The sequence below is a fragment of the Bradyrhizobium sp. USDA 4473 genome, from assembly GCF_054063335.1.
The window spans coordinates 6869930-6886301 of record NZ_JBSSGE010000001.1 but is presented as its reverse complement, the minus strand read 5'-3'; the positions used below and the strand labels follow the sequence as shown (position 1 = coordinate 6886301).

11 protein-coding genes and 1 pseudogene are annotated in these 16372 nt (G+C 64.6%); 10 read left to right on the top strand and 2 right to left on the bottom strand.

Going from position 1 to position 16372, the window contains the following annotated elements; genetic code table 11:
• Window positions 1-10: 10 nt before the first annotated feature.
• Window positions 11-1060: a hydroxyacid dehydrogenase gene (locus ACVW17_RS32520; RefSeq protein WP_456755680.1), complete on the top strand. Its 1050-nt coding sequence runs from the start codon at window positions 11-13 to the stop codon at window positions 1058-1060.
• A 668-nt stretch (window positions 1061-1728) separates the two neighbouring features.
• The gene (locus tag ACVW17_RS32515; protein WP_021082086.1) at window positions 1729-1944 is read left to right on the top strand and encodes a hypothetical protein; all 216 of its coding nucleotides are present in this window, start codon (window positions 1729-1731) and stop codon (window positions 1942-1944) included.
• Window positions 1945-1966: 22 nt separating this feature from the next.
• On the opposite strand, the gene ilvD is transcribed toward ACVW17_RS32515, so the two are convergent.
• Window positions 1967-3811, bottom strand: coding sequence for a dihydroxy-acid dehydratase (gene ilvD / locus ACVW17_RS32510; protein WP_456798303.1), 1845 nt, complete (start codon window positions 3809-3811; stop codon window positions 1967-1969).
• A gap of 484 nt (window positions 3812-4295) precedes the next feature.
• Here ilvD and ACVW17_RS32505 point away from each other — a divergent pair.
• A pseudogene (locus ACVW17_RS32505) lies at window positions 4296-4628 on the top strand (TIR domain-containing protein); the annotation flags it as partial.
• Window positions 4629-4801: 173 nt separating this feature from the next.
• Here ACVW17_RS32505 and ACVW17_RS32500 read toward each other — a convergent pair.
• Window positions 4802-5797, bottom strand: coding sequence for a LysR family transcriptional regulator (locus ACVW17_RS32500; RefSeq protein ID WP_456755678.1), 996 nt, complete (start codon window positions 5795-5797; stop codon window positions 4802-4804).
• 184 nt (window positions 5798-5981) lie between these two features.
• Here ACVW17_RS32500 and ACVW17_RS32495 point away from each other — a divergent pair, with 184 nt between their 5' ends.
• From ACVW17_RS32495 to ACVW17_RS32465, 7 genes are all read left to right on the top strand, one after another.
• The gene (locus tag ACVW17_RS32495; RefSeq protein WP_456755677.1) at window positions 5982-6914 is read left to right on the top strand and encodes an ABC transporter permease; all 933 of its coding nucleotides are present in this window, start codon (window positions 5982-5984) and stop codon (window positions 6912-6914) included.
• 81 nt (window positions 6915-6995) lie between these two features.
• Entirely contained in the window at window positions 6996-8018 is a 1023-nt protein-coding gene (locus ACVW17_RS32490; RefSeq protein WP_456755676.1) for a sugar ABC transporter substrate-binding protein, read from the top strand.
• A 124-nt stretch (window positions 8019-8142) separates the two neighbouring features.
• Window positions 8143-10275, top strand: coding sequence for an ABC transporter permease (locus ACVW17_RS32485; protein ID WP_456755675.1), 2133 nt, complete (start codon window positions 8143-8145; stop codon window positions 10273-10275).
• Window positions 10275-11396 (top strand): SMP-30/gluconolactonase/LRE family protein, encoded by a 1122-nt coding sequence (locus tag ACVW17_RS32480; protein WP_456755674.1) that lies wholly within the window; start codon window positions 10275-10277, stop codon window positions 11394-11396. Before ACVW17_RS32485 ends, ACVW17_RS32480 begins: the two co-directional genes overlap by 1 nt.
• On the top strand, window positions 11393-12931 hold the full coding sequence (locus tag ACVW17_RS32475; protein WP_456755673.1) for a sugar ABC transporter ATP-binding protein: 1539 nt from the start codon (window positions 11393-11395) through the stop codon (window positions 12929-12931). Before ACVW17_RS32480 ends, ACVW17_RS32475 begins: the two co-directional genes overlap by 4 nt.
• 344 nt (window positions 12932-13275) lie before the next feature.
• Window positions 13276-15591, top strand: coding sequence for a bifunctional salicylyl-CoA 5-hydroxylase/oxidoreductase (locus ACVW17_RS32470; protein ID WP_456755672.1), 2316 nt, complete (start codon window positions 13276-13278; stop codon window positions 15589-15591).
• The gene (locus ACVW17_RS32465) at window positions 15588-16367 is read left to right on the top strand and encodes an SDR family NAD(P)-dependent oxidoreductase (RefSeq protein ID WP_456755671.1); all 780 of its coding nucleotides are present in this window, start codon (window positions 15588-15590) and stop codon (window positions 16365-16367) included. The genes ACVW17_RS32470 and ACVW17_RS32465 overlap by 4 nt, the downstream gene beginning before the upstream one ends.
• Window positions 16368-16372: the final 5 nt, after the last annotated feature.

The following is a 16372-nucleotide window of genomic DNA, read 5'->3' as shown; positions in this document are numbered from 1 at the left end:
GCTCGAAGACATGACCGTCAACAACAAGCGCGTGTTCTACGTCAAATACCTCGCCCACGAGATCTATGTCGACATCCTGAAGAAGCGGCCGGATGTCCGGCTCGATCGCCTGGAGAACGAGACGCCGGAGGCGACGTTCGCGCCGGTGCTCGCCGACGCGCATGCCTATCAGATCGGCGCCGCCCGCGACGAGCTGGCGCCGCATTTCCATGCCCATGCCGAGCTGTTGAAGCGCGCGCCGAACCTCTTGATCGTGTCCTCGAACGGCGCCGGCTTCGATCCCGTCGATGTCGATGCCTGCACCGCCGCGGGCGTGCTGGTGGTCAACCAGTCCGGCGGCAACGCCAATTCGGTCGCCGAGCACGCGCTCGGCATGATGCTGACGCTGTCGAAGCGCATCATCCAGTCCGACCGTCGGCTGCGGCGCGAGGCCAACGTCAATCGCAACGACCTGATCGGCAACGAGCTGAACCACAAGACCGTCGGCATCGTCGGTCTCGGCAATGTCGGCCGCCGCATCGCGGAGCTGTGCAAGGGCCTCCTGCACATGAAGGTGATCGCCTACGATCCGTATCTGACGGCGGAGGAGATGGCCAAGCGGGGCGGGGAAAAGGTCGAGCTCGACGATCTCCTGCGCCGCGCCGATTTCGTCTCGATCTCCTGTCCGCTCGACAGCAAGAGTCGAGGCATGATCGGTGCGCGCGAATTCGCGCTGATGCAGCCGCACGCCTATTTCGTCACTACCGCGCGCGGCTTCATCCATGACGAGAAGGCGCTGGAAGAGACGCTGCGCGACAAGCGCATCGCCGGTGCCGGCCTCGATGTCTGGGCCAAGGAGCCGCCGCCGCCGGATCATCCGCTCTTGCAATTCGACAACGTGCTGGCGAGCCCGCACACCGCCGGCGTCACCCGCGAGGCGCGCATCAACATGGGCCGGATCGCCGCCGAGCAGATCCTCGACGCCCTCGACGGCAAGCGCCCGCCGCGCATCATCAATCCCGAGGTCTGGCCGGTGTATGCGCGACGATTCGAGAAGGCGTTCGGGTTCATGCCGGGGTAGGGCGCGGTGGTAGCTCTCGCCTTCGTGGAGTGAGCACACTGGCCAGGCTCCTCTCCCCTTGCGGGGGAGGGTGGGGAGAGGAGTGGCCCCGGGCGAGAGCATCGACGAAGACCGATCGTCGCAATTTCGATCGCGCGTGTTGGGGGTCCAAAGTGAGAGAGTGTGCCGTGCGGTACCCCTCTCCCTAATCCTGCCCCCGCAAGGGGGGAACCCTTCCACCGGTGTGTCCCTTAACAGCGAAACGAGAAGCGTGGCGGCGTGACGCGGCGGCCCCGAGAAGCCGGAGAAAATCTCCTTCGCCAGCGCCGCGATTCGGGCAACAAACCCACTGCCGAACCGTCATCCCGCAACACGCCCGTTGTTATTTTCCCTGAGATATCGACGGCTTAGCCTGATATCGCCATGTTCCCGGTGTGCCCGACCATTGCGGGCACGGAAGGAAGATGATCATGCGACAGGTCCAGTCATTGCTCCGCAACGCGCCCGCGAGAATCGGCCGCCGTCTTGCGCAGATCGTCGCGATCGCCGCCGCCAGCCTGTCGCAGGCCGGCGCCTAGTTTTCCACCGCGCAAAGCGCCGCACCCGCGCGCGTCGAATTAACTCAACCCCATTTCGCGTTAGTGCTAAAGCGGTACTCCCGGCTCTTCCGGTCCAGCAGGGAGGGTTTCATGTCACGCTTCGTCGTTCATTTCATGAAGGACGTGCTCGGCGGCAATGGCCGCCAGCGCGAGGTCTGCCAGGGCGCGCTTGAGATCGACGCGTTGAGCGAAGGCCAGGCCACCGAGATGGCCAAGGTCAAATTCTGTCAGGAACAATCGCTGTGCGACTGGTCACTGCATGCCGACCGCATCCGGATCGAAGCGGCCGACTTGCAAATGACTTAGCGCTGACGCGCTTCGCGCGGTCCTACTCCGGCAGGATGCGCACCGCACCCTTCGCCGCGCTGCTCGCGAACGCCGCATAGGCCTTGAGTGCAGTCGAGACGGCGCGCTTGCGCGGCGCCGCCGGCTTCCATGCCGCATTGCCCTTGGCTTCCATCGCGGCGCGACGGCGCTTCAGCTCGGCATCATCGACCCTGAGGTTGACCTTGCGGTTCGGGATGTCGAACTCGATGATGTCGCCTTCCTCGACCAGGCCGATCAATCCGCCCTCGGCGGCTTCCGGCGAGACGTGGCCGATCGACAGGCCCGACGAGCCGCCGGAGAAGCGGCCGTCGGTGATCAGCGCGCAGGCCTTTCCGAGGCCCTTCGACTTCAGATAGCTGGTCGGGTAGAGCATCTCCTGCATGCCCGGGCCGCCGCGCGGACCTTCATAGCGGATCAGCACGACATCGCCGGCCTTGACCTTGTTGGTGAGGATGGCGTCGACCGACGCGTCCTGGCTCTCGAAGATGCGGGCCGGACCTGAGAATGTCAGAATGCTCTGGTCGACGCCGGCGGTCTTTACGATGCAGCCGTCTTCCGCAAGATTGCCGAACAGCACCGCGAGGCCGCCGTCCTTGGAGTAGGCATGGGCGGCATCGCGGATGACGCCCGTTTCGCGATCGACGTCGACCTCGTCGAAGCGGCGGTCCTGGCTGAAGGCTTCCTGGGTCGGCACGCCACCCGGCGCTGCGCGATAGAAGTTGCGCACCTTGTCGCTCGTGGTCCGCACCACGTCCCAGCGGTTCAGCGCGTCGTTGAGCGTTGTGGCATGCACGGTCGGGCCGTCGGTGGTGAGCAGCTTGGCGCGATCGAGCTCGCCGAGGATCGCCATGATGCCGCCGGCGTGATGCACATCCTCCATGTGGACGTCCTGCACCGAGGGCGCGACCTTGCAGAGCACCGGCACTTTTCGTGACAGCCGGTCGATGTCGGCCATCGTGAACGGCACCTCGCCCTCGCGCGCAGCGGCGAGCAGATGCAGCACGGTGTTGGTGGAGCCGCCCATCGCGATGTCGAGCGTCATCGCGTTCTCGAACGACTTGAAGTTCGCGATGTTGCGCGGCAGCACCTTGGCGTCGTCCTGCTCGTAATAGCGGCGGGCGAGATCGACGATCAGATGGCCGGCCTCGACGAACAGGCTCTTGCGGTCGGCATGCGTCGCCAGCACCGAGCCGTTGCCCGGCAGGGCGAGGCCGAGCGCCTCGGTCAGGCAGTTCATCGAATTCGCGGTGAACATGCCGGAGCAGGAGCCGCAGGTCGGGCAGGCCGAGCGCTCGATCACCTCGACCTCTTCATCCGACACGTTGGAATCGGCGGCCGCGACCATCGCGTCGATCAGGTCGACCGCGCGCTTCTTGCCCTTGAGCAGGATCTTGCCCGACTCCATCGGACCGCCGGAGACGAACACGGTCGGGATGTTGAGCCGCAGCGTCGCCATCAGCATGCCGGGGGTGATCTTGTCGCAGTTGGAGATGCAGACCATCGCGTCGGCGCAATGCGCGTTGACCATGTATTCGACGCTGTCGGCGATCAGCTCGCGCGAGGGCAGGCTGTAGAGCATGCCGTCATGGCCCATCGCGATGCCGTCATCGACTGCAATGGTGTTGAACTCTTTTGCCACCCCGCCGGCCTTCTCGATTTCTCGCGCCACCAATTGCCCGAGGTTCTGCAAATGGACGTGGCCGGGCACGAACTGGGTGAAGGAATTGACCACCGCGATGATCGGCTTGCCGAAATCCTCGTTCTTCATGCCGGTGGCGCGCCAGAGGCCGCGAGCACCCGCCATGTTGCGGCCGTGGGTGGTGGTGCGGGAGCGATAGGCGGGCATCATAAATCCTTGGGCTATGGGCATTTTTTAAGGAGAGACGGGGGTTCTTATGCCTGCCCCCAGCAGCCGATTCAAGCGCGGAACCGCATGGCTGAACCCCGCAATCTGATATCGATCCTCGCCGCGACGGTGACGCCACGGCCGACGCTGATCGCGTTCTTTCCGGTCCCGTCACACCAGATAACCACAAGGCTACACCGTCTGGGCGCAAGACGCTTGCGCGGCTTGTGAGACCGAGCAGGGAGGTCCGACCGGTTCGATCCTCCTGACATAGTCCCGAACGCAGGGCGCGGTATCGCGCGCGGCCGTTGTGCCGAAAGGCCAGGTGCTCAGTTCTTTTTCGCACTTTAGAGTTGTGTTACGTGGCTAATAAAGCCAAAGTGGGTGCTGCGCAGCTATTGGTTTGCGCCCGCGCACATCATCAAAATTTTAGGACCGCTTAGTAGCGGCGAATTGGCCTGATTGCTGATTCTGGAGAAATATTATGAAGATTTTTATCAGTCATAAGATGCCGGCCGATACTCCAGCGGTCAAGGAATTCGGAGACAGGTTGGCACTCTACGCAGGAAGCGCGATCGAGATCTCTCATGCGGGGAAATTCGATAAGGGTGCAGATTTTCGAAATCTAATCGAACAGGAGATTTTGTCGTCTGACATCTTCATCCTCTACTACACGAGCGATAGCTACGATTGGTCGTTCTGCATATTCGAGGCCGGATTGTTTAAGGCGCATATGGTGGAGAATCCGGATCGAAAGCTCGTCGTGCTACGGGGCCACGAAAGCAAAATTCCGGAGTCTCTCGCTGATCTAATTAGTGTAACGGCCACGACGTCTGACTTGATTTCGTTAATCCGCGACATCTATTTGAACGATCCTTGGAGGATCAAACCAGACCTCCACCAGCCCCGGCTCCAAAATGAGGTCGGTCGAGCGAAGCGGCGCCTGCCCGCGCGAAAGGGTGTGGCCAATAGCCACTTCCAGCCCGGCCGCTATTCCGCAGCGAGACTGGTCGCCATCGGGATCGCGATCTTCGGGCGCGTCTTGGCCGCGCGCCGGTTCTTCTTGCTGAAGCGGCTGCCGGCCAGCAGCGCTGCGGCAGCGCGCAGCTGCTCGCGCAGCCACTGATTGGTGGTGTCGTCTTCGGCCGTGGCGTGCCAGTAGAGATAGTTGACGTGCGGGCTGATCGGGAACGGGCAGGGGAAGCACTGCAACTGCCCGGGATCTTCCAGCACCGAAGCGGCGCTTTCGGACGCCGTCAGCAGCATGTTGCTGCGGCTCACGACGTGGCAGGCGGTCGCGAAATTCTGGCAAGTCAGGCGCACGGTGCGGGTCAGGCCGAGGCGCTGCAGCTGAAAATCCTCGAACGAGACGCCGCTGCGCCGCGACGTCACGCAGACATGCTCCATGCGCAAGTAAGCCTTCTTGGCGAGCCGCGCGCCGAGCTCGGGATGGCCACGTCGCGCGAACACCGCAATATGCTCGGTCAGGATCTGCTCGCGCCGCACCTCCGCCGACAGCGGCAGCAGCGTATCGATCGCGACATCCAGCGTGCCGGCGGCGAGCTCGCGCTCCAGATTGTTGCGCTCGCAGCGCACCGTGGCGATCTCGACCAGCGGCGCCACGGCGCTGATCCGGTTGATCAGCGCGCCCAGCATCGGCGCCTCCAGATTGTTGCGCAGGCCGATCACGAACCGCTTCGATGTCCGCGCCGGATCGAACCGGTCGGTGTGGGTCAGCGTGGTCTCGAGGCCGTTGAGCGCCTGGCGCACCGTGGTGATGATCTGGCGTGCCAGCGGGGTCGGCGTCATCACATGGTTGCGGCGCACGAACAGCGGATCGTTGAACATCGCGCGCAGCCGGCTCAGCGCATGGCTCACCGCGGGCTGCGTCAGGTTGAGGCGGAAGCAGGCGCGGCTGACGCCACCCTCGGAATAGATCGCGTCGAACACCACGAACAGGTTCAGGTCGACGTCACGTACATGCATGGAAATAATCTATCCGTATCCGTCGAATGCATTTGACGAATATGAGTTGCCACTCTTAAAGTCTCAAGCAAAATAATACCTGGAGGAAACGATGAGCGTGCAATCGCCATCGCGCGGCGTTGCTGTCCCTGCGGCATCATCTCGCCCGGCTGCAATGTTTGCGAAACCGAGCCAGGAGCAGATCGTGCTCCTGATCACCATCGCGCTTCTTGTCGTATTCGGCCTGACGCTGAACGGCTTTGCCACCGTCTCCAATCTCCTGAATCTGCTGCGAAGTATTTCGATACTCGGCGTGCTCGGGCTCGGCATGGGGCTGATCGTGATCAGCCGCGGCATCGACCTTTCCGAGGTCGCGATCATGGCGGGTTCCTGGGCCATCGCGCTGATCTACATGCAGAACGGCATGCCTGTTTTCACGGCAGTGCTGCTGGCGCTGGCGATCGCGGTGCTGATCGGCGTCGTCAACGGCGTGATGGTCGCCTTCGTCGAGGCGCCGGCGCTGTTCGTGACCTTGGCCGCCGGCTTCGTGATCTATGGGCTCGCGTTCTGGATCGCGCCGGCCTGGGTGGTCTACGCGCCGAAGGATGCACCGGGCCTGATGTATCTCGGCGCCGGACGGCTGTTCGGCATCCCGGTTCCGATCCTGGTGTTCACGGTCGCGGCGATCGCGATGCATTTGTTCCTGTCGCGCACCTCGATCGGCCGCTTCATCTATGCGCAGGGCGACAATCCCGAGGCCGCGCGGCTGACCGGCATTCCGCTGCGGCCGCTGATCGTGCTGGAGCACGTGCTGGTTGCGCTGCTCGCCTGGATTGCAGGCCTGGTCTGGGTCGGCACGACAGGCAGCATGCAGATGGCGATCACGCAGGGGACCATGATCTTCGACGTCGTGCTGGTCGTCGTGATCGGCGGTATCAGCCTGATCGGCGGCCGCGGCAGCGTGTTCAGCGTGGTGGTCGGCTGCATCCTGATCGGCACGCTGCTCAACGCCTTCACCATCATGGATGTCAACAGCGAGGTGCAGAACATCATCAAGGGCGTGGTGCTGCTCGCCGCCATCGTGCTCGACAATTGGCTGCATCCCCGCGACGAGGAGACCGCGCGACAGGGCGACTGAGACAACTCGACTGAGCGCGCCCCTCGCGCCAATCAAAAACAAATCCCAATCAATCAAAAAGCATTTCTTGTGGAGGAGACGATGAAGACGACCAAGTTCTGGACGATCCTGCTCGCCGGTGTGGCGGTTGCCGCGATGCCATTCGCGGCATCGGCGCAGGAGGAGGGCACCAAGGCCGGGCGCGAATTGCGCGCCGCCTACGACAAGTCGCTGCAGGGCAAGACCATCGCCTATCTGCCGATCGCGCTCGGCGTGCCGCTGTCGGACGAATGGGGCCGCGTGGTGCAGGAAGAGGCCGAGTGGCGCGGCATGAAATACGTCGTGCGCGATCCCAACAACAATCCGTCGGCCATGCAGCAGGCGCTGACCGCGCTTGTCGACCAGAAGCCCGATGTGCTGATCGTGCAGAACCCGAGCGTGACCTTGCTGATGAAGGATCTCAAGCGCGCCGAGAGCCAGGGCACGCATGTGATCCAGGTCAACATGGCCTCGAACTACAAGTCGGGCGCCTTCGTCGGCGTCGACTGGCGCGAGATCGGCAGGATGCTCGCCAACGAGACCGTCAAGGCCTGCGGCACCGGTTCCGGCAAGTCGGGCAAGGTGCAGATCGTACAGGGCGAACTGACCGCGGCCGCAAGCGTCGATCAGGTCGGCGCCATCATGGATGTCCTGAACAAGGATCCCAACATCAAGGTGGTGTCGAACCAGGCGGCAAACTGGGACGCCAACACCGCGCTCAACATCACCGCGACCGTGATCCAGCAGCATCCCGATCTCTGCGCCTCGATCGGCTTCTGGGGCATCATGGAGTCGGGCGCCGCGCAGGCGATCCGCAATGCCGGCAAGATCGACGACGTCAAGGTGTTCGCTTCCGGCGAGGGCTCGCAGCTTGATTGCGACCAGGTCAACTCCGGGAATTTCAGCAAATTCCTCAGCTACAAGGCGACCGAGCAGGGTCACGACCTGATGTTCGCGGCCGAGACCCTGCTGATGTCCAGCGACAAGCCGGGTACGAAAAACCTGTCCTATTACACGCGGCCGATCTGGCTCGACAAGTCGAACGCCTCCGGCGCCAACTGTTTCGCGCTACCCAAGAAAAACTAACAAGGCGCGGGGCAGCCGGCGCGGGGGGCATTCCCGCGCCGGCTGATCAAAGCACGATCCGGAAAGCCGGGAGCCGGTTTTCCGCAAGATCATGCTCAATCAAGAAGAGTGGTTGACGATGTCGATGGCTGTCGATTCCCTTGCCGCATCGGTGCGGCGGTTCTCACCCCGGCTGCTGCTGTCGGAGCTGTTGCTGAAACAGTGGTTCGAGCCGGTCGTGCCCTTCACCGTGATGATCGGGCTGTGGGCCTATTTCGCGCTCACCATTCCCGACTACGCCTCGGTGCAGAACTCGGTATCGCTGCTGCGGCTGTTCGCCGAATTCGGTTTCGTCGCGCTGGCGATGGGCTTCTGCCTTGTCACCGGCGGCATCGACCTGTCGGTCGGCGCGATCTTCGCGCTGTGCAATTTCGCCGCGCTGTATTTCCTGCTGGTGCGCGAATGGCCGGTCGGCCTTGCGGTGCCGGCGACGCTCCTGGTCGGCGCGCTGCTCGGCAGCATCAACGGCTTCCTGATCGGCTTCCTGAAGACGCGGCCGTTCCTGACCACGCTGGTGACGCTGATCATCCTGCGCGCCTCGGTCAACCTGCTCAACACCTCTTATGCCCAGGTGTTCGCGACCAACTCGATCGACAGCGACGCCTGGGACTTCGTCGGGGGCGGCAGCGTGCTCGGCATCCCCGTCAACGCGGCGACGCTGTTCGTGGTGCTCCTGATCTGCCACATCTTCCTGTCGCGCTCGCGCTATGGCTGGCATCTCACCGCGATCGGCGCCAGCCGCAAGGCGGCGCGCCATGCCGGCATCCGCGTCAGGTTGATGCTGTTCATGACCTATGTGCTGTCGGGCACGCTGTGCGCGGCGAGCGGCATCTTCTACGCGGCACGGCAGGCCTCGACGGATTCCACCACCGGCGTCGGCTGGGAATTCCAGGCGCTGACCGCGGTGGTGCTCGGCGGCGTGTCGCTGGCCGGCGGCAAGGGCACGGTGTGGCGGGCGATGATCGGCGCACTGATCATCTTCCTCCTCATCAACGGCCTGGTGCGGATGGGCATCCCGGGCTACGTCACCTCGGCGGTGACCGGCATGATCCTGCTCGCCGCCGTCGGCATCGACGTCAAATGGTCGAAGAACCGCGGCAAGGCGATCCAGAAGATCTATGTCAATCCGGCCTTCGTTCCGCTGGCCTCGGCGCCCGCGGTGCAGCCCGGCGCGGCGTCGCCCTACGCGCAGAACGACCGGCTGATCAACGCGCAGGCGATCGGCGTCGACCAGGTCGAAGGGCCCGAGGATGTCATCCTCGATCGCCAGGGCCGGCTCTACGGCTCGACCCGCGACGGCAATGTGATCCGCTTCTCCGGGCCGAACTTCGAGACCCGCGAGGTGTTCGCCCATATCGGCGGCCGGCCGCTCGGCATGCAGTTCGACCGCGACGAGAACCTGATCGTCGCCGTGGCCGGCATGGGCGTCTACGGCGTCGCGCCCGACGGCCGCATCTTCAAGGTCACCGACGAGACCAACCGCACCTGGTACAAGCTGAACGACGACTCTCGCCTGCGCATGGCTGACGATCTCGACATCGCGCCCGACGGCAAGATCTATTTCAGCGACTGCACCACACGCTACGAGATGACCACCAACACCCTCGACATCCTCGAGGGCCGGCCGAACGGCCGCGTGGTCTGTTACGACCCCGCGACCAAGACCACGCGGACGGTGATCAACCACTTCTATTTCCCGAACGGGATCTGCGTCTCCCATGACGGCAAGTCGATCCTGATCGCGTCGACCTCGCTCTGCAAGGTGTTCCGGCACTGGATCGACGGCCCGAACAAGGGCAAGACCGAGGTGCTGATCGATGAGCTGCCGGGCAACCCGGACAACATCAACCGCGCCTCCGACGGCACCTACTGGCTGGCGCTGGTCGGTATCCGCACGCCGACCTTCGATCTGTCGTGCCGCAAGCCCGGATTCCGGCTGCGCATGGTCAAGCAGGTGCCGACCGACGAGTGGCTGGCACCGGCGCTCAACCATGGCTGCGTACTCAAGTTCAACGAGCAGGGCGAGGCGCTGGAATCCTGGTGGGACCCGACCGGCATCTCGCATTCGACCCTGACCTCGATGCGCGAGCACAAGGGCTACCTCTATCTCGGCGGGCTCGAGAACAACCGGATCGGCCGCATCAAGCTCGACGGCGTCGACGACAGTTGGACCGGCTACGACGCGTATTGGGGCGCAAAGAGCAGGGTGACGACATAATGGGATTCTTCGATCATCTGCTGCGCGACATCCGCAGCGTCATCGATCGCGACGGCGGCCAGAACGCGATCCCGCCGCTCGACGGTGCGCTTAGCCCGAACGACCGGCTCGATTCCGCTGTGCCGATCGGCGAGCCGCTGTCCGGCGTCGACGACGTCATCGCCGCCGGCGACGATGCGGTCTATGTGTCCGCCGGCCGGCGGGTGCTGAAGCTCAGCGGCGCGGATTTCTCGACACGCACGCTCGTTGCCGAGTTCGAGGACGATGCCGGCGGGCTCGCATTGCATCCGGACGGCCGCCTGCTGGTGTGCGTCGCGGGCAGGGGCCTTGCCGCGATCGATCCGGCCAAGCCCGCGCCGCGCTGGCTGGAGTCGGCCGGCGGCAGCGCGCTCACAGGATTGCTGTCCGTCACAGCCGCACCCGATGGCCGCATCTATGCCGTCGAAGGCAGCGCCGGCCGCCGTCCGGGCGAGTGGCGGCACGATCTGATGGAGAAACGCGCCGCTGGCCGCCTGATCAGCTGCGGCGCCGGTCTCGACAATCCGCAGGTGCTGCTGCGCGATCTGCCGTACCCCTATGGCGTGATGGTGTCCGCGGACGGCAACAGCCTGTGGCTCACCGAGAGCTGGGCGCATCGCCTCAGCCGGTTCGCGCTCGGCGGCAACGGCCTTGGTCCGCGCGAGATCGTCGCGACCAACATGCCGGGCTATCCGGCGCGGCTGCATCCGGACGGCCATGGCGGCTTGCTGCTCGGCATGTTCGCCCGCCGCACCCATCTGATCGAGTTCGTGCTCAAGGAAGACGATTTCCGCGAGGAGATGATGGCGACGATGCCGCCCGACTACTGGGTGGCGCCGGCACTGGCCGGCGGCAGCGATTGCCTGGAGCCGATGCAGATCGGCAGCGTCAAGGCGCTCGGCATCCAGAAGCCGTGGGCGCCGCCGCGCTCCTACGGCCTGCTGGTGCATCTCGACGCCGAAGGCGATGCGGTCGACAGCCTGCATAGCCGCGCCGGCGGCCGCTTTCACGGCATCAGCGCCGCCTGCGCCACGCCCGCCGGCATCGTGATCGCCGCGCGCGGCGCGGGGCGCCTGCTGCGCTACACGGGAGACCTGCGATGAATGACGGTGTGATGCAGGCAACGCCCGCGCCTCAATCGGCAACCCGCGAGCCGGTGCTGCGGATCTCGAACGGCTCCAAGATCTATGGCGGCGTCCACGCCATCGAGGGCGTCAACTTTGATCTCTATCCCGGCGAGGTGCATGCGCTGGTCGGCGAGAACGGCGCCGGCAAGTCGACGCTGTGCAAGGCGATCGCCGGCGCGATCAACCTGACCTCCGGCGACTATCTGCTCGACGGCAAGCCCGCCAATTTCGAGCAGCCGCGCGACGCGCTCAATGCCGGCATCTGCATGGTCTATCAGGAGACCAGCCTGGTGCCGACCATGACCGCGGCGCAGAACATCGAGCTCGGCAACGAGAAGCTCTTGACGCGTTTCCGGACGCTGAACATCCAGGCCCAGCAGCTGTTGCAGTCGCTCAATTTCCATGTCGATCCGGCGACGCCCGTGGCGCTGCTCGGCACCGCCAAGAAGCAGATGGTGGAGATCGCCCGCGCAATCTACAACAAGGCCCGCATCATCATCTTCGACGAGCCGACCGCGTCGCTGACGCCGGAGGAGATCGTCCACTTTTTCCACCTGGTGCGCGACCTGCGTGCCCGCGGCGTCTCGATCATCTATATCTCGCATGCGCTGGAAGAGTCGCTGCAGATCGCAGACCGCATTACCGTGCTGCGCGACGGCAAGCTGGTGATTACGGCGCCCGCCAGGCAGCTGACGCGTGATGCGCTGGTGCAGCACATGGTCGGCCGCGAGGTGGCGCAGGCGGTCTATGGCGGCAAGGCCAAGACCCATCAGCGCCGCGAGAAGGTCTTGACGGTCGAGAACGTCACCATGGGCATGGCGGTCAAGAACATGTCGTTCTCGATCTATGCCGGCGAGGTGGTCGGCATCGCCGGCCTGATCGGCTCCGGCCGCACCGAGATCGCCAAGATCGTGTACGGCGCGCTGAAGCGCAATCTGGTCAATGGCGGCACCATCCGGCTGCGCGGCAAACCGATCCGCTACCGCGTGCCGCGGCAGGCGATCAACGACGGCATCGCCTACATCACCGAGGACCGCAAGGCCAACGGCTTCTTCGAGACCATGGTGGTCGACGACAACGTCTATATCGGCAGCCTGGCCACGCGAAAGGGCTGGAGCTTCCTGCTGTCGCGCGCCAGGCGCAGCAAGCTCGCCAACTACTGGGTCGACCGGCTGAAGATCAGCGCGTTGCAGCGCAAGGCCCGGATCATCGAGCTGTCAGGCGGCAACCAGCAGAAGGTGGTGCTGGCCAAGACGCTGGTGCAGGAACCCTCGATCATCTTCTTCGACGAGCCGACGCGAGGCGTCGATGTCGGCACCATCCCGCACATCCACAGTGAAATCCGCCGCCTCGCCGACGAGGGCAAGGCGGTGGTGGTGATCTCGTCCTACCTGCCGGAGATCCTCGCCGTCTCCGACCGCATCCTGGTCGCCCGCACCGGCCGCATCGTCGCCGAGTTCGACGCTGCGGATGCGACCCAGGACAAGATCCTGTACGCCGCGGTGCATTGAAGGCCGCGACGCTCGGCCTTTCCCCATCGTCATTCCCAGGTGCGCAATTGCGCACCTGAGGGGCGTGCGAAGCACGAGCCCGGAAACCATTCGGCCGCGCATGATGCGGCCTGATGGATTCCGGGCTCAGCCCTTCGGGCTGCCCCGGAATGACGAGTGGATGGTGCCAGTCGCCCCATATTCGGCGTCGTCCCTGCCTAGTGCGCAATTGCGCACTAGGCAGGGACGACAGCTGGGGGCGCGGCCCATCCCGCCCTTGACAATTATTTTAAGTATAAAATAATATGCCGTATCGGCCGAAGGGAGGATGCCTGCCCGGCCGCCGAAGCCAACGGGAGAACGCCATGCGGATCGTGTGCATTGGAGGCGGGCCGGCCGGGCTTTATTTCGGCATCCTGATGAAGATGCTGGACCCCACCCACGTGATTTCCGTGGTCGAGCGCAACCGGCCCTACGACACGTTCGGCTTCGGCGTGGTGTTCTCGGATGCGACCATGGACAACATGCGCAAATGGGATCCGGTCACATCAGACACGATCGAGCAGGCCTTCAACCATTGGGACGACATCGAGGTCCTGATCAAGGGCCGCCGCATGCGCACCACCGGACACGGCTTCGTGGGCATCGGCCGCAAGCGGCTGCTCAACATCCTGCAAGCGCGGGCCGAGGAGCTCGGGGTCGAACTGATCTTCGAGCGCGAGGTGAATTCCGATCTCGAATTCCCTGATGCGGACCTGATCGTGGCGTGCGACGGCGTCAACTCGAAGATCCGCGCCAAGTACGTCGAGGGGTTCCAGCCCGATATGCTGATGCGGCCGAACCGCTACATTTGGCTCGGCACCAACCGGCCCTTCGACGCCTTCACCTTCGACTTCCGCAAGACCGAGCACGGCTGGTTCCAGGCGCATATCTACAAGTTCGAGGAGGGCGCGGCGACCTTCATCGTCGAGACCACCGAGGAGGCGTATCTCGCCCACGGCCTCGACAGGATGGAGCAGGGCGATTCCATCGCGTTCTGCGAGAACGTGTTCAGTGAAGTCCTCGAGGGGCATCATCTGGTCTCCAACGCGCGGCATCTGCGCGGCTCGGCCTGGCTGTCATTCCCGCGGCTGATCTGCGGCAAGTGGACCACGTTCAACGGCAATAGCCATGTCGTGCTGATGGGCGATGCCGCCCACACCGCGCATTTCGCGATCGGCTCGGGCACCAAGCTGGCGCTGGAGGATGCGATCGAGCTCACCAACCAGTTCAAGATCCACGGCGCGACCAAGGACAGTATTCCCGGCGTGCTGAAGGCTTACGAGGAGCTGCGCCGGGTCGACGTGGCGCGGATCCAGAATGCCGCACGCAACGCCATGGAGTGGTTCGAGGTGGTCGGCTCGCGCTATGCCGACACGCTGGAGCCCGAGCAGTTCATGTATTCGCTGCTGACCCGCTCGCAGCGCATCAGCCACGAGAACCTAAGGCTGCGCGACAAGACCTGGCTCGAAGGCTACGAGCGCTGGTTCGCGGAGCGCAATGGCGTGCCCGCCACCAACGACCGCGTCACGCCGCCGATGCTGACGCCGTTCCACATCCGCGGCCTGTCGCTGCACAACCGGATCATCGTCTCGCCGATGGCGATGTATTCGGCCGAGGAGGGCGTTCCGAACGATTTCCATCTGGTGCATTTCGGCTCCCGCGCGCTCGGCGGCGCCGGCCTGTTGTTCACCGAAATGACCTGCGTCTCGCCGGAGGCCCGGATCACACCCGGCTGCTGCGGCCTGTGGAACGAGGAGCAGGCGGCCGCCTACAAGCGCATCGTCGACTTCGTGCATCGTAATTCAAATGCGAAGATCGGCATCCAGCTCGGCCACGCCGGCCGCAAGGGCTCGACCCGCGTCGCCTGGGAGGGCATGGACGAGCCCTTGCCCGACCACAACTGGCCGCTGGTGTCGGCCTCGTCAGTGCCATATCTGCCCGACGGCCAGATCCCGGAGCCAATGAGCCGCGCCGAGATGGACGAGGTGCGCGAGCAGTTCGTCGCGGCGGCGATGCGCGCCGCGAGTGCGGGTTTCGACATTCTGGAGCTGCACTGCGCCCACGGCTATCTGCTGTCGAGTTTCCTGTCGCCGCTGACCAACCGCCGCAGCGACGACTATGGCGGATCGATCGAGAACCGGGCGCGTTATCCGCTGGAAGTGTTCCGCGCCGTCCGTGCGGTGTGGCCTGAGGACAAGCCGATGTCGGTGCGCCTGTCCTGTCACGACTGGGCCGAGGGCGGCAACACGCCCGAGGATGCGCTGGCTTTCGCAAAGCTGTTCAAGGCAGCCGGCGCCGACCTGATCGATTGCTCCTCGGGGCAGGTCTGGGCCGACGACCATCCGGTCTATGGCCGGCTCTATCAGACGCCGTTCGCCGACAAGATCCGCAACGAGGTCGGCATCGCCACCATCGCGGTCGGCGCGATCTCGGAGGCGGACCACGCCAACTCGATCATCGCCGCCGGCCGCGCCGATCTCTGCGCCATCGCCCGGCCGCATCTCGCCGATCCGGCCTGGACGCTGCATGAGGCCGCCAAGATCGGCGTCAAGCAAGTCGCCTGGCCGAAACAATATCTGTCGGGCAAGGCGCAATACGAGGCCAATCTCGAACGCGCCGCAGCGGGAGGCAAGGCATGACACGGTTCTGGCCCAACGCCCATGCGCTGGTCACCGGTGCCGGTTCCGGCATCGGCGCCGCGACGGCGATCGCGCTGGCAAAAGCCGGCGTGCGCGTCAGCATCGCCGGACGCCGGATCGATGCACTGAAGGCGACGGCCGCATCGCTCGGCCAGCAGGCCGGTGCCGCCGTTTCGCTCGACGTGACGGATGAATCTGCTGTGGCCAAAGGTGTCGCGCAGATCGAGGCCCAGGCCGGCCCGATCGATATCCTCGTCAACAATGCCGGCAAGGCCGGCAGCGCGCCGTTCGACAAGACCAGCGCGGCGCTGTGGGCCGACATGCTGGCGAGCAATCTCTCCAGCGTGTTCCTGGTGACGCAGGCCGTGCTGCCCGGAATGGCGCAGCGCGGCCGCGGCCGGGTGATCAACGTGGCCTCGACCGCGGGTCTCACCGGCTATGCCTATGTCTCGGCCTATGTCGCCGCCAAGCACGGCGTCATCGGGCTGACGCGCTCGCTGGCGCTGGAATATGCCCGGCGCGGCGTCACCGTGAATGCGGTCTGCCCAGGTTACACCGACACGCCGCTGGTGGCGGACGCCGCCGCCAATATCGTCGCCAAGACCGGGCGCAGTGAACAGGAAGCCCGCGCCGCGCTCGCCAAAGTCAATCCGATGCAGCGGCTGGTGACGCCGGAAGAGGTCGCCGACAGCATCCTCTGGCTTGCCTCCGAGGGCGCATCGTCAATCAACGGACAAGCCGTCGCGGTTGCCGGCGGCGAAGTCTTTACCGGGTGAAGGAA